Source organism: Streptomyces sp. NPDC039462 (assembly GCF_055639375.1).
In genome coordinates this window covers 413,919-434,123 of record NZ_JBVKAO010000004.1, presented here as the reverse complement: position 1 = coordinate 434,123, position 20,205 = coordinate 413,919, and the positions used below count along the sequence as shown (strand labels likewise).

Here is a 20,205-nt window from a genome sequence, read left to right as displayed (position 1 = left end):
GCGGGGTGTGCATCACCCCGCCGGGCTCTCACGCGCTTACGGCTTCACTTAGTGGTCTTACGGGCCCTCAGGCCTGCTCGTCGCCCGGCTTCTCTTCGCCCTCGGCGGAGTCGACCTCGGCCTCCAGGCCCAGCTGCTCCACGAGCCAGCGGTCGAACTCGATCGCGGCGCGCACCCAGCTGACCGTCGACGACACGAAGTGCTCCAGCGAGACACCGGTGCCGATCAGCATCTGGGCCTCGCCGATGAGGCGGACCGTGCCGTCGTCGTGCGTGTGGCTGTAGACCTTCGGCCACAGCGTGCGGCGGTTCCAGTCGTCGATCGACTCGAGAAGCTGCTGCTTCTCCTCGATCGGGTGCGGCCGGTCGTAGAACGTCCGCACCGAGAAGACCTGCTGGTCGTCCTCGCCGCGGAACATGAAGTACGTACGGAACTCCTCCCACGGCGCCGCGAGGTCACCCTCGTCGTCGACGACGTGCTTGAGCTCCATCTGGTCCAGAAGCTGCTTCACCAGGTCCTGGTCGGGGACGACGGGGCCCGCCGGTCCTGAGCCCTGCTGCGGGTCGGGCTGTCCCCCGAAATTCGGAATCGAGGACGGGTCGATGCTCACGTGCTTTGTCCCTTCGTATGGATGGGCCCATCCTCTCCCAGGGTGGGGCCCCCGGGGCAAGCCCGGCTGCTCGTCTGCCGTGTTTCCGCCGTTCGCCGTCTGCGGACAGTGGTCCGTCCTCGCGCAGTTCCCCGCGCCCCTGAAGGGGCGCGGGGAACTGCGCGAGCAACCACGAAGCCGCCGCTACAGAGACTTCCCCGTAGGAGAACTCGTCGCTGGGCCCACAATCAGGCCGTCCTCGAAGCGGTCCACGCGGACCACGTCCCCGTCCTTCACCTCACCCGCGAGGATCTCCTTGGCGAGGCGGTCGCCGATGGAGGTCTGGATGAGGCGCCGCAGGGGCCGCGCCCCGTACGCCGGATCGTTGCCCTCGTCCGCAAGCCAGGCCAGCGCCTCCGGCGTGACGTCCAGCGTGAGCTGCCGGTCCGCGAGCCGCTTGGCGAGGCGGTCGATCTGCAGCCCGGCGATGTGCGCGAGCTCGTCCTTGGTGAGCGCCGAGAAGACGACGATGTCGTCGAGCCGGTTGAGGAACTCGGGCTTGAAGGAGGCCCGCACCACCTCGAGGACCTGCTGCTTCTTCTCCTCCTCGCTCGTCAGCGGCTCCACCAGGTACTGGCTGCCGAGGTTGGACGTGAGCACCAGGATCGTGTTGCGGAAGTCGACCGTCCGCCCCTGCCCGTCGGTGAGCCGCCCGTCGTCGAGCACCTGGAGCAGGACGTCGAAGACCTCGGGGTGCGCCTTCTCGACCTCGTCGAGGAGTACGACGCTGTACGGTCGGCGGCGCACCGCCTCGGTGAGCTGGCCGCCCTCCTCGTACCCCACGTACCCGGGAGGCGCGCCCACCAGCCGGGCGACGCTGTGCTTCTCGCCGTACTCGCTCATGTCGATGCGGACCATGGCCCGCTCGTCGTCGAAGAGGAAGTCGGCGAGGGCCTTGGCGAGCTCGGTCTTGCCGACACCGGTCGGACCGAGGAAGAGGAAGGACCCGGTGGGCCGGTCGGGGTCGGCGATCCCGGCGCGGGTGCGCCGCACCGCGTCGGAAACGGACCGCACCGCTTCGCCCTGCCCGATGAGCCGCTTGCCGAGCTCGTCCTCCATGCGCAGCAGCTTCTGCGTCTCGCCCTCGAGGAGTCGTCCGGCTGGGATACCGGTCCAGGCGCCGACCACGTCGGCGATGTCGTCGGGACCGACCTCCTCCTTCACCATGGTGTCCTTGGACCGGGCGGCGGACTGTGCGGCCTCCTCCTCGGCCTCGGAGGCGGCTTCGAGGTCGCGCTCCAGGGCGGGGATCTCTCCGTAGAGCAGCTTGCTCGCGGTGTCGAAGTCGCCGTCGCGCTGGGCGCGCTCGGCCTGGCCGCGCAGTTCGTCGAGCTTCTCCTTCAGCTCACCGACGCGGTTGAGGGACTGCTTCTCCTTCTCCCAGCGTGCGGTGAGGCCGCGCAGCTCCTCCTCCTTGTCGGCGAGGTCGCGCCGCAGCTTCTCCAGGCGCTGCTTGCTCGCCGGGTCGGTCTCCTTGCTGAGCGCCAGCTCCTCCATCTTCAGCCGGTCGACGGCGCGCTGGAGCTCGTCGATCTCGACGGGCGAGGAATCGATCTCCATCCGGAGCCGGGACGCGGCCTCGTCGACGAGGTCGATGGCCTTGTCGGGCAGGAAGCGGGAGGTGATGTACCGGTCGGAGAGTGTCGCCGCGGCCACCAGGGCGCTGTCGGCGATCTGCACCTTGTGGTGCGCCTCGTACCGCCCCTTGAGCCCGCGCAGGATCGCGATGGAGTCCTCGACGCTCGGCTCGGCGACGAGGACCTGCTGGAAGCGGCGCTCCAGCGCGGGGTCCTTCTCGATCCGCTCGCGGTACTCGTCGAGCGTCGTCGCACCCACCATGCGCAGCTCACCGCGGGCGAGCATGGGCTTGAGCATGTTCCCCGCGTCCATGGCGGAGTCGCCGCCGGCGCCCGCGCCCACGACGGTGTGCAGCTCGTCGATGAAGGTGATGATCTGCCCGTCGCTCTCCTTGATCTCGGAGAGGACGGTCTTGAGCCGCTCCTCGAACTCGCCGCGGTACTTCGCGCCGGCGACCATGGCGCCGAGGTCCAGGGAGACGAGCCGCTTGTTCTTCAGGGACTCGGGGACGTCGCCCTTCACGATGCGCTGGGCGAGCCCTTCCACGACGGCGGTCTTGCCGACACCGGGCTCGCCGATGAGGACGGGATTGTTCTTCGTGCGCCGTGAAAGGACCTGCACGACGCGCCGGATCTCCTGGTCCCGCCCGATGACGGGGTCGAGCCGTCCTTCGCGGGCCGCCGCGGTGAAGTCGGTGCCGAACTTCTCCAGTGCCTTGTACTGACCCTCGGGGTCGGGTGTGGTCACCCGGCGCCCTCCCCTTGTCTTCTCGAAAGCGTCCAGCAGCTTCTTGCTGCCGGCCCCGTGCCGAGTGAGTACGTCCCCGGCCTTGCCGCCCTTGGCCGCGATGCCGATGAGCAGGTGCTCGGTGGACAGGTAGTCGTCCCCGAGCTCCTTCGCGCGCTGCCCGGCGTCCGAGACGACGGCCAGCAGCTCACGGTCGGGCTGGGGCGGCGCGACGGTGGAACCGGTCACGCTGGGCAGGCCCGCGAGGACGCGCTCGGTGTCCGCGCGCACGGCGGCCTGGTCTGCGTCGACCGCGGCGAGCAGGTCGACGATGTTCTCGTTGTCCTCGCCCTCCAGCAGCGCGAGCAGCAGGTGCGCGGGCGTCAGGTCGGGGTGACCGTCCTTGACCGCGCGGCTGCTGGCCGCGTTGATCGCGTCCCGGCTCCTGTTGGTCAGCTCGGCGTCCACGTGCGCTTCTCCTCCTTACGGGGTCCTACGAGTGGGGGCCCTTGCGAGACGGGTCCCCCTCCCACACTGACTTACTCAACCTACACAAACTTGAGTCTATTCCACTCAAGGAGAGCCCGTGAAGTCCGGGCGGCTATGTTCCCTGGTCATGGCCCCGAACCCGCGCATCGACCCGTCCGACCCGCCCGAGCCCTACCTCAGCTTCTGGCGTGAACGGCACCTGTGCACCCTGACGACGCTGCGCCCGGACGGCACCCCGCACGTGGTGCCGGTCGGCGTGACGTACGACCCACAGGCGGGCGTCGCCCGGGTCCTCGCCCGCAAGACGAGCCGGAAGGTCGCGCACATCCTGGCGGCGACGGGCGTGGAAGGCCCCGGGGCCCGGGTGGCGGTCTGCCAGTTCGCGGGCCGGCGCTGGGCGACCCTGGAGGGCCACGCGGCCATCCGTACGGAACCTGCGGCGATAGCGGAAGCGGAGGACCGCTACGAGGAGCGCTACGAACGCCGTCCGTCCCCGAACCCGGACCGGGTCCTGATCGAGATCACGGTGACCCGAGCCCTGGGCAAGGCCTGACGCCACCCCTCTCCTGTCTCGGCACACACCACAGCGGCGCCACCGTGTTCAGGTCCACGGTGGCGCCGCTGCTGGGGGAAGCGCCTGCGCGATTTACAACGACGGGGGAATCGCGTCAGGCACTGCGGGGGGTGGCTGTGATGTTGTCCGAGACGCCCATGGCGTCCGGGCCCTGCTGTTCCTGCTGCCCGACCATCTGGTGGTCGCGCCGGTCGAGATTGACGAACACCATCCCGTACCGGATGGCGCACCGCACGGGCTGCGGGGCTCCTCTGGGCCGCCGCAGGCACCGGTAGGCCCGGATCTCCTCCTCGTCGTCACGCGTGACGACGATCGGTTCACCGAGCAGGGTCACCATCAACGAGTCACCGCGGTGGGGGATCGCGGTCACCAGATCGATGAAGTGCCAACCGGAGCGGTAGGCGGTGGCCATTTCTCGGCGGAAGGTGCGGTCGTCGGGAGGGGTGCTCACGATGCGTCAACCTCCTTAACCGCAGAAGGCGCGGTATCGCTTCCAGCCGACTTGTTGCCCCAGACGATGTCGTCCTTCGACGCCGAAGACCAGACAATGTCTCCGGCCGGACCGGAGGTCCAGACGATGTCCTGCGTCTCTACCCCCGGCTCGGAGACCGCTTTCGTGTTCCCGGCCCCCGAGTCCAGATCAAGGCCGCTGAACGCACTGATGGCCAACCCAACGGAGAAGGTACCGACAAGTACCGAGCGAAGCATTCCCTTGCGCATAGCGGGCTTCGTCCTCACTTCCATCGCGACTCTCCCCCGGCCTGACAAGACGATGGCTCATTCAGCCATGCGAGCACCACAGGACCGATGCATCATGTTCCTGCACGTTCAGGACCCTGGGGGGTGGAGGCATGACAACAAAAAGCCCAATTGGGACACATCCGCACTCCGTGGTTGAACTATGCGCCGACGGCAAGCGGCTTTACGCCAGTGCACTGCGCTCGGGCCGCGTCCACCGCAGCGAAGTGGAGGCCGCACCCTGCCTGATGGAGTTCGCCCTTCTCCACCCCGACCCGGAGGACTCGGACTGGCTGCGGCCGGCCCCGCCCACCTCAGTACTGGCGCAGCGTCTGCACCCCATTGAGCGGGAAATCCTGCAGCGCAGGACCCTTGCCATCGAACTGACCGACGCCTTTGAGCCATTCATGGCCATCAGCGCGATGGACCGGCCGGCCGACCATGCCATCACTGTCCTGGAAGGCGCCACTCGGATCAATGCGGCCATCGATGTCGCCACGGCTGAATGCCGGTCCGAGATCCTCACCGTGCAGCCTGGCGGCGGACGAAGTGAAGCCGTCCTCACCGAGGCCGTACAGCGGAGCCAAGGCATCATCGAGCGCGGCATCACGATGCGTACGCTCTACCAGCACACCGCCCGGCACAGCCAAGGGACCATTGCCTACGCCGAGTACATGAAACAGGGCAAGGTCGAGGTGCGCACCCTGGAAGAGCTCATCGAGCGACTGATGATCTTCGACCGAACGGTCGCCTTCATACCGGCCCAGGACGACCGCCAAGTGGCCCTGGAACTGCGCCACAGCGGACTCGTCGGATACCTGGCAAAGGTCTTCGAGCAACTCTGGCGCCGTGCGTCCCCTCTCCTCGACGAAGCGCCCTACGACCCTCCCACCGGAGGGATCACCGGCGTCCAACGCTCCATAGCCAAACTGCTCGTCGAAGGCCACGTCGACGAGGCCATCGCCCGCCGCCTCGGCATGAACGTCCGCACCTGCCGCGCCCACATAGCCAAAATAGCCGCCGCCCTCGGCAGCGGAAGCCGCGCCCAACTCGGCTACCTGATAGCCCAGTCCGGCATCCTCGAACAAGGCCGCCCGACATGACGGCCACACCGCACGCCGCCCACGACGACGGCGAATTATGTGAAGCGGGCTCGGAACTCTATGCCCGCGCCCTCCACGAAGGCCGCCTCCCTCGTCACGACACCGACGGCGCCCCATGCCTGATCGACCTCGGGCTACTGCGCGTGGACACCGAGCACGACGGATGGCTGCTCCCCGTACCTCCGTCAGTGGCCCTGCCCCGCTTGCTCCACACCATCGAGCAACAACTGCTCCAGGAACGCCGACACGAGGTCCAACTCGCCGACGCCTTCGCGCCGCTGCTGGACATTGTCCCTAAGGCAGTACGCACCGAAGGGCCGCCCGCCATCGCCGTACTGGAAGGTCTTACCGAGATCCAGGCCGTGATAGGCCGGGCCATGGCACGCACGTGCCAGGAGGTGCTTGTCATCCAGCCCGGCGGCCACCGGCCGGCCGAGGCGTTGGCCAAATCCCTGGCAGACGCGCAGGGGATGCTCTCCCGTGGTGCACGGATGCGGACCCTTTACCAGCACACCACGCGTTACTCCTTCTCCGCTCTCGCCTACTACGAGCAACTCGACGGCGACATCGAAGTCCGGACCCTCGAAGAAGTCACGGAACGGCTCTTCATTCTCGACAGATCCGTGGCGTACATCCCAGTGACGAAGGAGCGCAACGTAGCGCTCGAGATCCGTCACCCGGCCCTGATCGACTTTCTCATCGCCGCCTTCAAGCGCCAATGGAACATGGCCATCCCCTTGTTCCCGCAGGCGGCCCCACAGCCGGCCCCGAAGGGCATCAGCACCCGCCAACGCGCGGTCGCCGGCCTCCTGGTCGAGGGCCTCACCGACGCCGAGATCGCCGACCGCCTCGGCATGAACGTCCGCACGGCACGTGTCCACATCGCCAAACTCGCCGCCACCCTGGGAAGCGAAAGCCGCGCCCAACTCGGCTTCCTGATCGGTGAATCGAAGATCCTGGAACAACGCAACAACTGAACCGGAGCGGAACCTCGCGTGTTCTCCGTGGTGTGGCTGAGCCCAGCCCATAGAATCACCGCCCCTTCGACCGAACGGGAGGGTGAAACGCATGGCCGCGGAGCACGAGCCGCATGGGGTGGAGAATCTCTGCGCGTCAGGATCAGCCGTCTACGCCCAGGCCCTGCGCGAAGGCCGGGTCCACAGCCGCGACGCCGAGCCGGCCCCGTGCCTCGTCGACTTCGGCCTCCTCCACCCCAGCCTCAACGACATGCAGTGGCTCCACCCCACGACTCCCGCCGTCGCCCTGTCCCGCCTCCTGCGCACCATCGAGGACCGGGTCGCCCACCACCGCCGCCGAGAGGAAAGACTCACCGCCGCATTCGAGGCGTTCCTCGACATCGACGTCCCGTCCGCACCGGTACGAGCCTCCTCGACCATCAGAGTCCTGCAGGGGCCGGCCCGCATCGACGCGGCAATGGACGAGGCCATCGCCCATGCCTGCCATGAAGTGCTCACCATTCAGCCCGGCGACGTCCGGCCCCCCGAATCACCGGCCCGTACTCGAGCGCGCGAACAAGCCATCCTGAACCGAGGCGGCCGACTCCGTACTCTCTACCAGCACACGACACGGCATGCGCTGCCCGCACTCGCCCACTTCGAGCAGCTACGCGGCGACGTCGAAGCCCGCTCCCTGGACGAGGGCACCGAACGGCTCTTCGTCTTCGACCGGACCGTCGCGTTCATCCCGGCGAGCCAGGACCACACCACCGCGTTGGAGATACGGCACACCGCTCTCATCGACTACTTCGTCACGACCTTCGAGCGCCTGTGGCGGTTCGCGGCCCCCCTGTATCCGCAAACGTCACGACTGCCCTCGGAGAAAGGCGTCACGCCCCGCCAGAAAGTCATCGCCGGCCTCCTCATAGAAGGCCTCACCGACGCCGAAATAGCCGCCCGCCTCGGCATGAACATCCGTACCGCCCGCGTCCACATCGCCAAACTCGCCGCCACCCTCGGCAGCAACAGCCGCGCGCAACTCGGCTACCTCATCGGCCAGTCAGGGATTCTTGACCACGACCGGTGACACCGGTGACACCGGTGTCAGCAACGCCGCACGCCCAGAACCGGACACCCGGAAACAGCCGTCCAGAAGCAGACACTTCAACTGCGGCATCCGGCCCCGCCTCTCCCCGCCTGCATAGAATCGCGACGCTTCAACCAGGCAGGAGGGGGCTCGCATGGCCACGAAGCACTTACCGCACCCGCTCGAAGAAATGTGTGCAGCAGGGCTGTCCGTCTACGCCCGCGCCCTGCGGGAAGGCCGGCTCCACCACAGCGCCGCCGAACCGGCCCCGTGCCTCGTCCGCCTCGGCCTCCTGCAACACGGCCTCGACGACCTGCAGTGGCTGCACCCCACCAGCACCACCGTCACCGTGCTCGACGGACTCGACCGCATCAACTCGGCCATCGACCGGGCCATGAACGAGGTCACCGAGGAGTTCCTGGCCGTCCAGCCCGGCGGCATGCGGCCCCCCGAGACCTTGGCCGAAGTCTTCCCGCGGGACCAGGCGATCCTCACCCGGGGATGCCGGATGCGGACCCTCTACCAGCACACAACGCGCCATTCTCTGCCCGTGCTCGCCTACTTCGAACAGCTCGACGGCGACACCGAGGCACGCACCCTCGACGAGGTCACCGACCGGCTCTTCGTCTTCGACCGGACCGTCGCGTTCATCCCGGCGAGCAAGGACCGCAGCGTCGCCCTCGAACTCCGCCACCCCGCCCTCGTCGAGTACTTCGCCACCACCTTCTGGCGACTGTGGCGCATGGCCACCCCCATGTGGCCGCAAGCGGCTCCCCAGCCGTCCGAGAACGGCATCACCGCCCGCCAGCACGCCATCGCCGGCCTCCTCGTGGAAGGCCTCACCGACGCCGAGATCGCCGAGCGCCTCGGCATGAACGTCCGCACCGCCCGCGTCCACATCGCCAAGCTGGCGGCCACCCTCGGCAGCAACAGCCGCGCCCAGCTCGGCTTCCTGATCGCCCGGTCGGGGATCCTCGACCGGGGATGACTCGTCCGGTTCCGGGTGCCTTGTGCCTTCTTGTTCCCTCCTCAGCTCACTGCACCGCAACAAGATGGCGCTACCGCCCACCCCGCCCCGCCCTGCAAGCTGGGGGCAGCGGCGGGGGCAGCTGGCAGGCCCCCTCCCGCTTCCCCCGAGCGCCCCGGCCGACTGCTCCCCCGTAGCCGACCGGGGCGCTCTCACGTCACGCCAGGGGGCTGCCCCACTCGCGCAACAACTCCACCCGCTGTGCCGCCCGCGGCGACCCGCCCTCATGGCGGCGGCCCCAGTCGGACATCGCCGTCAGGGCGGTGAGGAGGGTCCCCGCGCCTTCCGTGAGGCGGGCGAGGAGGGCGCGCGAGAGGTCGTACTCCGTACGGGAGTAACCGACCGCCGCCGCCGTGTACGCCGTCAGCTCCGTCTCCTCGCCCTCGGCGTCCGTGAGACGCACCGTCATCGTCGGAGCCTCGTCGCTGCCGCCGAGGCCGACCGTGAGCGCCAGGTCGACCACCGCGCCCACCTGCCGCTTCAGGGACTTCACCGGGACGTCGTCGACGGTCAGCGCGCGCACGTCCTCCCACGGCCACATGCCGGACTGCTTGTCGCCGAGGGCCAGTACGCCCTCCGGCGTCAGCCGCACCCCGGGAGCGAGCCCGGCCGGCTTCGCCCCCACGTACACATCGCCCTCGGCGATCCAGAACAGGCCCACCATGGCCATCGTCAGCTCAACTCCCCGCACCCGTACACACCGAAGCGGGGCCGGGAGGTCACCACCTCCCGGCCCCGCTTCAGGGTACTCAGACGTCCTCAGACCATGAGGTCTACTGCTCGGTCGTCCGCTTCGGCCGCCACACCACCAGCGCGCTCGCCTGCTGCACGTCCTGGTAGGGGACGAGGTCGCGGCGGTACGAGGCGTGCACCGCCGCTTCGCGCTGCTGCATCGCCGCGGCGGCGCCGTCCACGGCCGCGGAGAGCTCCGCGACCCGCGACTGGAGCGCCGCGACCTGGTTCTCCAGCTCGATGATGCGCTTGATGCCCGCGAGGTTGATGCCCTCTTCCTGCGACAGCTGCTGCACCGTGCGGAGCAGCTCGATGTCGCGGGCGGAATAGCGTCGGCCGCGGCCCGCCGTGCGGTCCGGGGAGACCAGACCCAGGCGGTCGTACTGCCGCAGGGTCTGCGGGTGCAGACCGCTCAGCTGGGCGGCCACCGAGATGACGTACACGGGTGTCTCGTCGGTGAGTTGGTACGGATTATGACGACGGCCGACCCTATCCATGGGGTCACGCTCCCTTCGCGGCCTGGAACAGTTCTGCCCGCGGGTCGTCGCCCGCAGTCGCCTTGCGGTAGGACTCCAGGGCTTCCTTCGCCGAGTCCGACAGGGATGTCGGGACCGACACCTCCACCGTCACGAGCAGGTCGCCCCGGGTGCCGTCCTTGCGGACCGCGCCCTTTCCGCGGGCCCGCATCGTACGACCGTTCGGCGTGCCGGCGGGGAGCTTCAGGGTGACGGGCGGCCCACCCAGGGTGGGCACCTTCACCTCGCCGCCCAGCGTCGCCTCCGGGTACGTCACCGGAACCGTGACCGTGAGGTTGTCGCCCTTGCGGCCGAAGACGGGGTGGCTGTCGACGTGCACGACCACGTACAGATCGCCTGCCGGGCCGCCCCGCTCACCGGGCGCGCCCTTGCCGCGCAGGCGGATGCGCTGCCCGTCCGAGACACCGGCCGGGATCCGCACCTGCATGGTGCGCGACGACTTGGCGCGGCCGCTGCCGCCGCAGACCTCGCAGGGGTCCTGGGCGATCAGCCCACGGCCCTTGCAGTCCATGCACGGGTCGGTGAGGGAGAACCCTCCGCCACCGCCCCGCGAGACCTGGCCCGTGCCGACGCAGGTCGGGCACACGCGCGGCGTGCCGTTCTTGTCGCCGGTGCCGGAGCACGCCTTGCAGGCGGCCTGGGAGGACATGCGGAGCGGCACGGTCGCGCCGTCCACCGCCTCCGTGAAACTGAGCGTGACCTCGGACTCGATGTCCTGGCCGCGCCTCGGCTGCGTACGCGTGCCGGCTCCGGCACCCGCGCCGCCGCGGTTGAACAGGCCCCCGAAGACGTCACCGAGACCGCCGCCGAAGCCGCCGGCCGCTCCACCGCCACCCGGGCCGCCGCCTCCGAAGAGGTCGCCCAGGTCGAAGTTGAACGAGCCGCCGCCGGCTCCGGGGCCCTGCCGGAATCCACCGTTGCCGAAGAGAGCACGCGCTTCGTCGTACTCCTTGCGCTTCTTGGGGTCCCCGAGGACGTCGTTCGCCTCGGAGATCTCCTTGAAGCGCTCCTCCGCCTTGGTGTTGCCCTTGTTGGCGTCCGGGTGGTTCTCGCGGGCGAGCTTCCGGTACGCCTTCTTGATCTCGGCTTCGGTGGCGTCCTTGGGGACGCCGAGGACCTTGTAGTAGTCCTTCTCGATGAAGTCCTTGGTGCTCATCCCCGACGTCCCTCCTCACTCATGTCGTTGCCGTCAGCCCTCGTCCGGGCCACCGGTCTCCTTCTCGTCGGCCTTCTCCGCGCTCGCGGAGCCGTCGGGCTCCTCGCCCTTGACCGTCTGCGCGCCGGGCTGCGGCTCGGCGACGGCCACCCGCGCGGGGCGGATGGTGCGCTCGCCGATCCGGTACCCCGGCTGCAGGATCGCGACGCAGGTCGTCTCGGTGACGTCCGGTGCGTAGCTGTGCATCAGGGCTTCGTGGATCGTCGGGTCGAAGGGCTCGCCCTCCTTGCCGAACTGCTGAAGGCCCATCTTGGCGACGACGGTCTCGAGGGACTCGGCCACCGACTTGAAGCCGCCCACCAGCTCGCCGTGCTCACGGGCGCGGCCGATGTCGTCGAGGGTGGGGAGGAGCTCGGAGAGGAGGTTCGCCGAGGCGATCTCCTTCACCGTCACCTTGTCCCGCTCCACCCGACGGCGGTAGTTCTGGTACTCGGCCTGCAGCCGCTGGAGGTCGCCGGTGCGCTCGTCGAGCGCGGTGCGGACCTGGTCCAGCTGGGCGGTCAGGCTCACGTCCTGAGCGGACGTCTTGCTCGCTGCTGCGTCCCCGGCCGGGGCCGCCGGACCCTCCTCGGTGGAGGGCTCGGCGGCCTTCGGCGTCGCGTCATCAGGGGTGGCGCCGGAGGGGACGTCAGGCTTCTCGGCGTTCTCGTTCTCGCCGAAGCCCGGGGTCTCCTCGGTCATCAGGCGGCGCCACCCTTCGCGTCTCCGGGCTTCTCGTCGTCGACGATCTCGGCGTCGACGACTCCGTCGTCCTCCTTGGCCTGGTCGGCACCCGGGGCAGCGCCCTCGGGACCGCCCGCGGCCTGCGCGCCCTGGGCGTCGGCGTACATGGCCTGGCCCAGCTTCTGCGAGACGGCGGCGACCTTCTCGGTGGCGGTGCGGATCTCGGCCGTGTCCTCGCCCTTGAGCTTCTCCTTCAGCTCATTGACGGCTTCCTCGACCTCGGTCTTCACGTCACCGGGGACCTTGTCCTCGTTGTCCTTGAGGAACTTCTCGGTCTGGTAGACGAGCTGCTCGCCCTGGTTGCGGGACTCGGCGGCCTCGCGGCGGGCGTGGTCCTCGTCCGCGTACTTCTCGGCCTCTTCGCGCATCCGGTTGACCTCGTCCTTCGGCAGCGAGGAGCCACCGGTGACGGTCATCTTCTGCTCCTTGCCCGTGCCGAGGTCCTTCGCGGTCACGTGCATGATGCCGTTGGCGTCGATGTCGAAGGAGACCTCGATCTGCGGGACGCCGCGCGGGGCCGGCGGCAGGCCCGTGAGCTCGAACATGCCGAGCTTCTTGTTGTACGCCGCGATCTCGCGCTCGCCCTGGTAGACCTGGATCTGCACGGACGGCTGGTTGTCCTCGGCCGTCGTGAAGATCTCCGACCGCTTGGTCGGGATGGTCGTGTTCCGCTCGATGAGCTTCGTCATGATGCCGCCCTTGGTCTCGATGCCGAGGGACAGCGGGGTCACGTCGAGGAGCAGGACGTCCTTGACCTCACCCTTGAGGACACCGGCCTGGAGCGAGGCGCCGATGGCGACGACCTCGTCCGGGTTCACACCCTTGTTGGCGTCCTTGCCGCCGGTGAGCTCCTTGACGAGCTCGGCGACGGCGGGCATGCGGGTGGAGCCACCGACGAGAACGACGTGGTCGATCTCGCTCAGCTGGATGCCCGCGTCCTTGATGACGTTGTGGAACGGCGTCTTGCAGCGCTCCAGGAGGTCGGACGTGAGCTGCTGGAACTGGGCGCGCGTGAGCTTCTCGTCCAGGTGCAGCGGGCCCTCGGCGGAGGCCGTGATGTAGGGCAGGTTGATCGTGGTCTCCGTGGAGGAGGACAGCTCGATCTTGGCCTTCTCGGCCGCCTCGCGCAGGCGCTGGAGCGCCATCTTGTCCTTGGAGAGGTCCACGCCGTGGCCGTTGTTGAACTGCTTGACCAGGTAGTCGACGACGCGCTGGTCCCAGTCGTCACCACCGAGGTGGTTGTCGCCGTTCGTGGCCTTCACCTCGACGACGCCGTCGCCGATCTCGAGGAGCGAGACGTCGAAGGTGCCGCCACCGAGGTCGAAGACCAGAATGGTCTGGTCGTCCTTGTCGAGGCCGTAGGCAAGGGCGGCGGCGGTGGGCTCGTTGACGATGCGCAGGACGTTCAGGCCCGCGATCTCGCCGGCCTCCTTGGTGGCCTGGCGCTCGGAGTCGTTGAAGTACGCCGGGACGGTGATGACCGCGTCGGCGACCTTCTCACCCAGGTACGACTCGGCGTCGCGCTTCAGCTTCTGCAGGATGAACGCCGAGATCTGCTGGGGGTTGAACCCCTTGTCGTCGATGTCCACCTTCCAGTCGGTGCCCATGTGGCGCTTGACCGACCGGATGGTCCTGTCGACGTTCGTGACCGCCTGGCGCTTGGCGACCTCGCCGACGAGCACCTCGCCGTTCTTCGCGAAGGCGACGACGGACGGCGTGGTCCTGGCGCCCTCGGCGTTGGTGATGACGGTGGGCTCGCCGCCTTCGAGAACGCTGACGACGGAGTTAGTCGTGCCCAGGTCGATGCCGACCGCACGTGCCATTTCGGTTCCTCCAGATGTACTTCTTGAGTGGATCTGGCTCAAGCATGCATCAGCGCTGCGCTGGCGTCAACAGATGTGAGTCTGGGGCACTCAACTCTTATCCTGTGCTTACGCGCAGGTGCGGGCCTTCCGGGGGTCGGTTCTCGGCTGCGGGTCGTGTGTGGCTGGGCGCGCAGTTCCCCGCGCCCCTGAAAACACGGAGCACCCGGCACCTGACATGCAAAGGGTTGCCTGAGCGACGCAGATCACCGGGTTGCTGGCTACAGTGCGGCGGAGTAAGTGGGTAGTCTCAGACGGACTGCATAAGTTACCGCTTAGTAATAGTTCGCCTCGCAGGCCCGAGGAGCCCCCAATGCAACTCGCCGCGATCATCGTGTCGCTGGTCCTAATCGCGGTCGGCGTCGCGCTGTTCGGCCGTGCCATCGTGCAGATCTACAAGTTCGTACGACTCGGTCAGCCCGTGCCCGCCGGCCTCAGGACCGACAACCCGGTCCAGCGCACCCTCACCGTGGTCAAGGAGTTCCTCGGCCACACGCGCATGAACAGGTGGGGCATCGTCGGCTTCGCGCACTGGTTCGTGGCGGTGGGCTTCTTCTCGCTGCTGCTGACGATCGTCAACGCCTTCGGCCAGCTCTTCCAGGCCGACTGGATCCTGCCGATCATCGGTGACTGGGCGCCGTACAACGTCTTCGTCGAGTTCATCGGCACGATGACCGTGCTCGGCATCCTCACGCTGATCGTCATCCGGCAGCTGAACAAGCCCGGCAAGCCGGGCCGCAAGTCCCGCTTCGCGGGCTCGAAGACCGGCCAGGCGTACTTCGTCGAGTCCGTCATCCTCATCGTCGGCGTCTGCATCTTCACGCTGCACGCCCTGGAGGGCGCCCAGCACCACGTCGACGGCTACGAGGCGTCGTTCTTCATCTCGTACCCGGTGGTCACCTGGTTCGAGGGCATGGACCTCTCCACCCTCCAGAACCTCACGTACTTCTTCGCCGGGCTGAAGATCGCGACGTCCTTCATCTGGATGATCGTCGTCTCCCTGAACACCAACATGGGTGTGGCCTGGCACCGCTTCCTCGCCTTCCCGAACATCTGGTTCAAGCGCGAGGCCAACGGCGGTACGACGCTCGGCGAGCTGCAGCCCATGACGTCCGGCGGCAAGCCGATCGACTGGGAGGACCCGGCCGAGGACGCCGTCTTCGGTGTCTCCCAGGTCGAGCAGTTCAGCTGGAAGGGCATCCTCGACTTCTCCACCTGCACCGAGTGCGGCCGCTGCCAGTCGCAGTGCCCCGCCTGGAACACCGGCAAGCCGCTCTCCCCCAAGCTCCTCATCATGTCGCTGCGCGACCACGCGCACGCCAAGGCCCCGTACCTGCTCGCGGGCGGCGGCAAGACGATGGAGGGCGACGAGAAGGCGACCGAGGAGCAACTGAAGGACGTGCCCGCCGCCGCCCTCGCGGAGGCCGAGCGCCCCCTCATCGGCACCCACGAAGAGAACGGCGTCATCGACCCCGACGTCCTGTGGTCCTGCACCACCTGCGGCGCCTGCGTCGAGCAGTGCCCGGTCGACATCGAGCACATCGACCACATCGTCGACATGCGCCGCTACCAGGTGATGATCGAGTCCGCGTTCCCGTCCGAGGCGGGCACGATGCTCAAGAACCTGGAGAAGAAGGGCAACCCCTGGGGCCTCGCCAAGAAGCAGCGCCTGGAGTGGACGAAGGAAGTCGACTTCGAGGTGCCGGTCGTCGGCAAGGACGTCGAGGACCTCACCGAGGTCGAGTACCTCTACTGGGTCGGCTGTGCCGGCGCCCTGGAGGACCGCGCGAAGAAGACCACGAAGGCCTTCGCGGAGCTGCTCCACATCGCGGGCGTCAAGTTCGCCATCATGGGCGGCGACGAGAAGTGCACCGGTGACTCGGCGCGGCGCCTGGGCAACGAGCCGCTGTTCCAGCAGCTCGGCCAGGAGAACGTCATGACGCTGAACGCGGCGTTCGGCGAGGAGTTCGACGACGACGGCAAGGTGACCGAGGAGTCGCGCAAGCCGAAGACGGCCAAGAAGATCGTCTCGACCTGCCCGCACTGCTTCAACACCATCGCCAACGAGTACCCGCAGCTCGGCGGTGACTACGAGGTCATCCACCACACGCAGCTGCTCCAGCACCTCATCGACGAGGGCAAGCTGATCCCGGTGACGCCGGTCGAGGGCCTGATCACGTACCACGACCCGTGCTACCTGGGCCGCCACAACAAGGTCTACACGCCCCCGCGCGAGATCATGTCGTCCGTCCCGGGCCTGCGTCAGCAGGAGATGCACCGCCACAAGGAGCGCGGCTTCTGCTGCGGCGCCGGTGGTGCGCGCATGTGGATGGAGGAGCGCATCGGCAAGCGCATCAACACGGAGCGGGTCGACGAGGCGCTGTCGCTCAACCCCGACATCGTCTCCACCGCCTGCCCCTTCTGCCTCGTCATGCTCACGGACTCCGTGAACGGCAAGAAGAACGACGGCCAGGCCAAGGAGTCCCTCCAGGTCGTGGACGTCGCGCAGCTGCTGCTCGACTCCGTGAAGACGCCGGTCGACCCGGCGGGCGACGCCGAGTCGGTGGACGAGCCGGAGCCCGAGCCGGTGAAGTAACCGCGACAGCAGAATGGTTCAGGCCGGTTCCGCCTTCGGGCGGGACCGGCCTGTTCGCGTCAGCACCTGTTCGCGTTACGTACGACCTACTTCGGGTCACGGTTGAACTTCGACGTCGACCAGAAGTAGCCGAGCACCGCGAGCCCCAGGCACCAGCCGGCGGCGAGCCATCCGTTGTGGCCGATCCCGCTGCCGAGCAGCAGGCCGCGCAGGGTCTCGATGGCGGGGGTGAACGGCTGGTACTCGGCGATCGGCTGGAACCAGCCGGGCATCGAGTCGACCGGGGTGAAGGCGCTGGAGAGGAGCGGCAGCAGGATCAGCGGCATCGCGTTGTTCCCGGCAGCCTCGGCGTTCGGGCTGACCAGGCCCATGCCGACCGCGATCCAGGTGAGCGCCGTCGCGAAGAGCACTATCAGCCCGAACGCGGCCAGCCATTCGAGAGCGGACGCGTCGGTGGACCGGAAGCCGATGGCGACACCGATGGCACCGACGAGGACCACGCTCGCGATCGCCTGCAGCACGCTGCCGACGACGTGCCCGATGAGCACCGAAGGGCGGTGGATGGCCATCGTGCGGAAGCGGGCGATGATGCCCTCGGTCATGTCGTTGCAGACGGAGACCGCGGTTCCGATCACGGTGCTGCCGATCGTCATCAGGAGCAGGCCGGGGACGACGTACGCGATGTACGCGGAGCGGTTGGGCCCGCCGGCGCCCTCTGCGAAGCCCTGACCGAGGCCCGAGCTCATCGCGTCGCCGAATATGTAGACGAAGAGCAGCAACAGCATGACCGGGGTGAGCAGCAGGTTCAGGGTGAGGGACGGGTAGCGGCGGGCGTGCAGGAGGTTGCGGCGCAGCATCGTGGACGAGTCGCGCAGGGCGAGGGAGAGGCTGCTGCTCATCGGGCGTTCTCCTTGGGCTGGTTGTGGACGGCTGCCGGGCCGGTGAGGGCGAAGAAGACGTCGTCGAGGTCGGGGGTGTGGACGGTCAGTTCGTCGGCCTCGATGCCGGCGGAGTCGAGGCGGTCGAGGATGGCGCGCAGGGCGCGTTGGCTGCCGTCGCTGGGGATGTGCAGAGCGAGTGCTTCGTCGTCGCGGGTGGCGTCGTGCAGGGCGTGGGCGGCGGACCGGTGGGCGGCCGGGTCGCTGAACCGCAGCCGCACATGCCCGCCCGGGACGAGCCGCTTCAGTTCCTCGGCGCTGCCTTGGGCGGCGATGGTGCCGTTGTGCAGGACGGCGATGCGGTCGGCGAGCTGGTCGGCTTCTTCGAGGTATTGGGTGGTGAGGAAGACGGTGACGCCGTCGGCGACGAGGCCGCGGATGATCTGCCACATGGTGTGGCGGGAGCGCGGGTCGAGGCCGGTGGTGGGTTCGTCGAGGAAGATGATGCGCGGGCTGCCGACCAGGGTCATGGCGATGTCGAGGCGGCGCTTCATGCCGCCGGAGTAGGTGGCGGCGGGCTTGTGGGCGGCTTCGGTAAGGCCGAAGCGCTCCAGCAGTTCGGCGGCGGTCCTCCGTCCTTCCTCCTTGGGCAGGTGGTGCAGGTCGGCCATGAGGAGCATGTTCTCCTCGCCGGTGATGAGGCCGTCGACGGCGGAGAACTGGCCGGTGACACCGATGGTGGCGCGGACGGCCTGCGGGTCGGCGGTGATGTCGTGGCCGTCGATCCTGACCCGGCCGTCGTCGGCGCGGACGAGGGTGGAGAGGATCTTGACGGCGGTGGTCTTGCCGGCGCCGTTGGGGCCGAGCAGGGAGAAGACGCTGCCGGTGGGCACGGTCAGGTCGATGCCGTCGAGGACGGTCTTGTCCCCGTACGCCTTGCGCAACCCGTACGCCGCGATGGCCAGGTCGTCCGTCATGGTGGCTGCTCCTTCAGTGGCTGTGGGTGCTCAGAGGCTGCGGGCGGCGATGTCGCCGTAGGAGGTGGTCGCGCGGATGGACAGGCCGGCGTCGGGGCCCTCGGCGTTCATGAGCGCGTTGTGGATCCGGCCGTAGGTGGTGCCGGCGTCCAGGGAGGCGGAGACGCCGCGGGCGACGCCGACCGAGATGTCCCCGGCCTCGGTACGGAGGTCGACGGTGCCGCGTACGGCCTCGGCGACGCGGATGGCGCCCTTCTGGACCTCGACCTTCGCGGGCCCGGTGAGACGGCCGACCGAGACGTCCCCGGCCATCAGGGAGAGGACGGCGTCGGCTGCCTCGTCGAGCTTGACCGAGCCCTGTGCGGCCTCGAAGACGACGTCACCGAGCCGCCCGACGCCGCGCAGCTCGCCGGCGGCCACCTTGGCCTCGACCTTGGACCCGGCGGGCAGCTGGACGGTGATCTCGACCGCTCCTGAGCCGTTGCCGAGGAGGCGGTTCTTCGGCTCGGCGGCCTCGATCCGCAGGACGCCGTCGCCGTACTCGACCGCGATCCGCTCCGCCGCCTTGACGTCCTTGCCGTTCGAGGCGTCGGCAGGCAGGACCTCGACCGCGGTGTCGGCGCGGTCGGCGGCGATGAACTGGATGCGGCCGGCGGGGATGTCGAGGACGGCGGAGATGGGGGCGGGGGTGGCGAACTTCTGCATGGTGTGCTCCTGGGGTTGGGCCCCGTTTGGTTGGTGAGGCGCGGTGTTTCCGATGAGGGAAAAGCTACGTTGCGTTTCTAGATCGGGCAACACACTTGTTGCACGCGACTTACGTTTACGCAGCTCACTGCCACCATTTCGTTGCAACGGCTATGACTTCAAAGCAACGAGGGTGGGCAGTCTCGTTGCAATGGGATGAAATTGAACGCTAGGCTGGCAACACCAGATACGACCGCGAGGAGACCGCGATGCCGGGAGGCAGACTCACCCAGCAGGAACGCCGGCAGATCGCGTCGGGACTGGCCGACGAACTCGCCTACGCGGAGATCGCCAGGCGCCTCGACCGCCCCACCTCGACGATCACGCGCGAAGTCATGCGCAATGGCGGTCCCACCGGCTACCGCGCCGACCTGGCCCACCGCGCCACCGAACAGCGCGCCCACCGGCGCAGGCAGACCGCCCCCCGAGGCCCGCAGGCCTCTGCGCACGCCTCTCCGCAGGCCCATGGACGCGATGGCGAGGCAGTGCGTGAGTACGAGGAGTTGCTCGCCACCGTCTTCATGCAGTCGGGCCTGCCGAAGATGACCGCCCGGGTCCTGGTCGCCGTCTCCGTCAGCGACGCGGGCAGCCTCACCGCGTCCGAACTCGTCCAGCACCTTCAGGTCAGCCCGGCGTCGGTCTCCAAGGCGGTGGCGTTCCTGGACAGCCAAGGCCTCATCCGCCGGGAGCGCGACGAACGCCGCCGTGAGCGCTATGTCGTGGACAACGACGTCTGGTACCAGTCGATGATCGCCAGCGCCCGGGCCCACGCCCAGCTCGTCGAGACGGCGCGGCAGGGTGTCACCGTCCTCGGCCCCGACACCCCGGCCGGCGCCCGCCTCGAAAACGTCGCCCGTTTCGTGGACTTCGTCTCCGAGAGCATTGTCCGGGCGGCGGAGCAGGCGCGGGAGATCCTCAATACGAAGCCGAGTACTGGTGGGCGGGGCTAAGGGCGGCGCCTTCGGTGGGCCTGCGACTTTGATGGTGACCGGGGCCGCCCGGCTTTTTGCGGAG

At 68.5% G+C, this 20,205-nt stretch carries 19 protein-coding genes; 7 read left to right on the top strand and 12 right to left on the bottom strand.

Annotation, left to right across the window (positions count from 1 at the left end; translation table 11 throughout):
- Positions 1-67: 67 nt before the first annotated feature.
- Together ACZ7LU_RS24340 and clpB are read right to left on the bottom strand one after the other, a co-directional pair.
- Positions 68-610, bottom strand: coding sequence for a type III secretion system chaperone family protein (locus ACZ7LU_RS24340; RefSeq protein WP_471917996.1), 543 nt, complete (start codon positions 608-610; stop codon positions 68-70).
- Positions 611-793: 183 nt separating this feature from the next.
- Entirely contained in the window at positions 794-3,421 is a 2,628-nt protein-coding gene (gene clpB / locus ACZ7LU_RS24335) for an ATP-dependent chaperone ClpB (protein WP_471917995.1), read from the bottom strand.
- Between the two features lie 148 nt (positions 3,422-3,569).
- Between clpB and ACZ7LU_RS24330 the strand changes: the two genes are divergently transcribed.
- Complete coding sequence (locus ACZ7LU_RS24330; RefSeq protein WP_398302618.1) at positions 3,570-3,995, top strand: pyridoxamine 5'-phosphate oxidase family protein; 426 nt, start codon at positions 3,570-3,572, stop codon at positions 3,993-3,995.
- 115 nt (positions 3,996-4,110) lie between these two features.
- Here ACZ7LU_RS24330 and ACZ7LU_RS24325 read toward each other — a convergent pair whose 3' ends face one another.
- Both ACZ7LU_RS24325 and ACZ7LU_RS24320 read right to left on the bottom strand, forming a co-directional pair.
- The gene (locus tag ACZ7LU_RS24325) at positions 4,111-4,467 is read right to left on the bottom strand and encodes a hypothetical protein (RefSeq protein WP_362987996.1); all 357 of its coding nucleotides are present in this window, start codon (positions 4,465-4,467) and stop codon (positions 4,111-4,113) included.
- A complete protein-coding gene (locus ACZ7LU_RS24320) occupies positions 4,464-4,736 on the bottom strand; it encodes a hypothetical protein (protein ID WP_469250536.1) in 273 nt (90 codons plus the stop codon). The genes ACZ7LU_RS24325 and ACZ7LU_RS24320 overlap by 4 nt, the downstream gene beginning before the upstream one ends.
- A gap of 131 nt (positions 4,737-4,867) precedes the next feature.
- Between ACZ7LU_RS24320 and ACZ7LU_RS24315 the strand changes: the two genes are divergently transcribed.
- The 4 genes from ACZ7LU_RS24315 to ACZ7LU_RS24300 all read left to right on the top strand — a co-directional run bounded on the left by ACZ7LU_RS24315 (position 4,868) and on the right by ACZ7LU_RS24300 (position 8,888).
- The gene (locus tag ACZ7LU_RS24315) at positions 4,868-5,857 is read left to right on the top strand and encodes a helix-turn-helix transcriptional regulator (protein ID WP_398302099.1); all 990 of its coding nucleotides are present in this window, start codon (positions 4,868-4,870) and stop codon (positions 5,855-5,857) included.
- Complete coding sequence (locus tag ACZ7LU_RS24310; RefSeq protein ID WP_398302098.1) at positions 5,854-6,834, top strand: helix-turn-helix transcriptional regulator; 981 nt, start codon at positions 5,854-5,856, stop codon at positions 6,832-6,834. The genes ACZ7LU_RS24315 and ACZ7LU_RS24310 overlap by 4 nt, the downstream gene beginning before the upstream one ends.
- Before the next feature lie 91 nt (positions 6,835-6,925).
- Positions 6,926-7,900 carry a LuxR C-terminal-related transcriptional regulator gene (locus ACZ7LU_RS24305; RefSeq protein WP_468563567.1) on the top strand — a complete coding sequence of 325 codons (975 nt, stop codon included), beginning with the start codon at positions 6,926-6,928 and terminating at the stop codon, positions 7,898-7,900.
- Between the two features lie 154 nt (positions 7,901-8,054).
- The gene (locus ACZ7LU_RS24300; RefSeq protein ID WP_398302094.1) at positions 8,055-8,888 is read left to right on the top strand and encodes a helix-turn-helix transcriptional regulator; all 834 of its coding nucleotides are present in this window, start codon (positions 8,055-8,057) and stop codon (positions 8,886-8,888) included.
- A gap of 196 nt (positions 8,889-9,084) precedes the next feature.
- Here ACZ7LU_RS24300 and ACZ7LU_RS24295 read toward each other — a convergent pair whose 3' ends face one another.
- The 5 genes from ACZ7LU_RS24295 to dnaK all read right to left on the bottom strand — a co-directional run bounded on the left by ACZ7LU_RS24295 (position 9,085) and on the right by dnaK (position 13,957).
- On the bottom strand, positions 9,085-9,597 hold the full coding sequence (locus ACZ7LU_RS24295; RefSeq protein ID WP_471917994.1) for a hypothetical protein: 513 nt from the start codon (positions 9,595-9,597) through the stop codon (positions 9,085-9,087).
- Between the two features lie 103 nt (positions 9,598-9,700).
- On the bottom strand, positions 9,701-10,156 hold the full coding sequence (locus tag ACZ7LU_RS24290) for a heat shock protein transcriptional repressor HspR (RefSeq protein WP_362988010.1): 456 nt from the start codon (positions 10,154-10,156) through the stop codon (positions 9,701-9,703).
- A 4-nt stretch (positions 10,157-10,160) separates the two neighbouring features.
- Positions 10,161-11,351, bottom strand: coding sequence for a molecular chaperone DnaJ (gene dnaJ / locus ACZ7LU_RS24285; RefSeq protein WP_398302090.1), 1,191 nt, complete (start codon positions 11,349-11,351; stop codon positions 10,161-10,163).
- 33 nt (positions 11,352-11,384) lie between these two features.
- Entirely contained in the window at positions 11,385-12,092 is a 708-nt protein-coding gene (gene grpE, locus ACZ7LU_RS24280; RefSeq protein ID WP_468092530.1) for a nucleotide exchange factor GrpE, read from the bottom strand.
- Positions 12,092-13,957, bottom strand: a complete 1,866-nt coding sequence (gene dnaK / locus ACZ7LU_RS24275) for a molecular chaperone DnaK (protein WP_398302086.1) — start codon at positions 13,955-13,957, stop codon at positions 12,092-12,094. The genes grpE and dnaK overlap by 1 nt, the downstream gene beginning before the upstream one ends.
- 352 nt (positions 13,958-14,309) lie before the next feature.
- On the opposite strand from dnaK, the gene ACZ7LU_RS24270 reads away from it, so the two are divergent.
- Positions 14,310-16,592, top strand: a complete 2,283-nt coding sequence (locus ACZ7LU_RS24270) for a (Fe-S)-binding protein (protein WP_471115707.1) — start codon at positions 14,310-14,312, stop codon at positions 16,590-16,592.
- Between the two features lie 86 nt (positions 16,593-16,678).
- Here ACZ7LU_RS24270 and ACZ7LU_RS24265 read toward each other — a convergent pair whose 3' ends face one another.
- The 3 genes from ACZ7LU_RS24265 to ACZ7LU_RS24255 are packed head-to-tail and all read right to left on the bottom strand — an operon-like array spanning position 16,679 to position 19,152.
- Positions 16,679-17,491: an ABC transporter permease gene (locus ACZ7LU_RS24265; RefSeq protein ID WP_471917993.1), complete on the bottom strand. Its 813-nt coding sequence runs from the start codon at positions 17,489-17,491 to the stop codon at positions 16,679-16,681.
- Complete coding sequence (locus ACZ7LU_RS24260) at positions 17,488-18,447, bottom strand: ATP-binding cassette domain-containing protein (RefSeq protein ID WP_471917992.1); 960 nt, start codon at positions 18,445-18,447, stop codon at positions 17,488-17,490. The genes ACZ7LU_RS24265 and ACZ7LU_RS24260 overlap by 4 nt, the downstream gene beginning before the upstream one ends.
- A 30-nt stretch (positions 18,448-18,477) precedes the next feature.
- Positions 18,478-19,152: a DUF4097 family beta strand repeat-containing protein gene (locus ACZ7LU_RS24255; RefSeq protein ID WP_471917991.1), complete on the bottom strand. Its 675-nt coding sequence runs from the start codon at positions 19,150-19,152 to the stop codon at positions 18,478-18,480.
- A 248-nt stretch (positions 19,153-19,400) separates the two neighbouring features.
- Here ACZ7LU_RS24255 and ACZ7LU_RS24250 point away from each other — a divergent pair, with 248 nt between their 5' ends.
- Complete coding sequence (locus tag ACZ7LU_RS24250; protein ID WP_471917990.1) at positions 19,401-20,141, top strand: helix-turn-helix domain-containing protein; 741 nt, start codon at positions 19,401-19,403, stop codon at positions 20,139-20,141.
- The last annotated feature ends 64 nt before the right edge of the window (positions 20,142-20,205 follow it).

What these genes read in the sequence shown, in the direction of transcription:
- ACZ7LU_RS24330 (WP_398302618.1), top strand. Translation starts at nt 3,570, where the DNA reads ATGGCCCCGAACCCGCGCATCGACCCGTCCGACCCGCCCGAGCCCTAC.
- ACZ7LU_RS24320 (WP_469250536.1), bottom strand. Translation starts at nt 4,736, where the DNA reads ATGCGCAAGGGAATGCTTCGCTCGGTACTTGTCGGTACCTTCTCCGTT.
- ACZ7LU_RS24315 (WP_398302099.1), top strand. Translation starts at nt 4,868, where the DNA reads ATGACAACAAAAAGCCCAATTGGGACACATCCGCACTCCGTGGTTGAA.
- ACZ7LU_RS24310 (WP_398302098.1), top strand. Translation starts at nt 5,854, where the DNA reads ATGACGGCCACACCGCACGCCGCCCACGACGACGGCGAATTATGTGAA.
- ACZ7LU_RS24305 (WP_468563567.1), top strand. Translation starts at nt 6,926, where the DNA reads ATGGCCGCGGAGCACGAGCCGCATGGGGTGGAGAATCTCTGCGCGTCA.
- ACZ7LU_RS24300 (WP_398302094.1), top strand. Translation starts at nt 8,055, where the DNA reads ATGGCCACGAAGCACTTACCGCACCCGCTCGAAGAAATGTGTGCAGCA.
- ACZ7LU_RS24295 (WP_471917994.1), bottom strand. Translation starts at nt 9,597, where the DNA reads ATGGCCATGGTGGGCCTGTTCTGGATCGCCGAGGGCGATGTGTACGTG.
- ACZ7LU_RS24290 (WP_362988010.1), bottom strand. Translation starts at nt 10,156, where the DNA reads ATGGATAGGGTCGGCCGTCGTCATAATCCGTACCAACTCACCGACGAG.
- dnaJ (WP_398302090.1), bottom strand. Translation starts at nt 11,351, where the DNA reads ATGAGCACCAAGGACTTCATCGAGAAGGACTACTACAAGGTCCTCGGC.
- grpE (WP_468092530.1), bottom strand. Translation starts at nt 12,092, where the DNA reads ATGACCGAGGAGACCCCGGGCTTCGGCGAGAACGAGAACGCCGAGAAG.
- dnaK (WP_398302086.1), bottom strand. Translation starts at nt 13,957, where the DNA reads ATGGCACGTGCGGTCGGCATCGACCTGGGCACGACTAACTCCGTCGTC.
- ACZ7LU_RS24270 (WP_471115707.1), top strand. Translation starts at nt 14,310, where the DNA reads ATGCAACTCGCCGCGATCATCGTGTCGCTGGTCCTAATCGCGGTCGGC.
- ACZ7LU_RS24265 (WP_471917993.1), bottom strand. Translation starts at nt 17,491, where the DNA reads ATGAGCAGCAGCCTCTCCCTCGCCCTGCGCGACTCGTCCACGATGCTG.
- ACZ7LU_RS24260 (WP_471917992.1), bottom strand. Translation starts at nt 18,447, where the DNA reads ATGACGGACGACCTGGCCATCGCGGCGTACGGGTTGCGCAAGGCGTAC.
- ACZ7LU_RS24255 (WP_471917991.1), bottom strand. Translation starts at nt 19,152, where the DNA reads ATGCAGAAGTTCGCCACCCCCGCCCCCATCTCCGCCGTCCTCGACATC.
- ACZ7LU_RS24250 (WP_471917990.1), top strand. Translation starts at nt 19,401, where the DNA reads ATGCCGGGAGGCAGACTCACCCAGCAGGAACGCCGGCAGATCGCGTCG.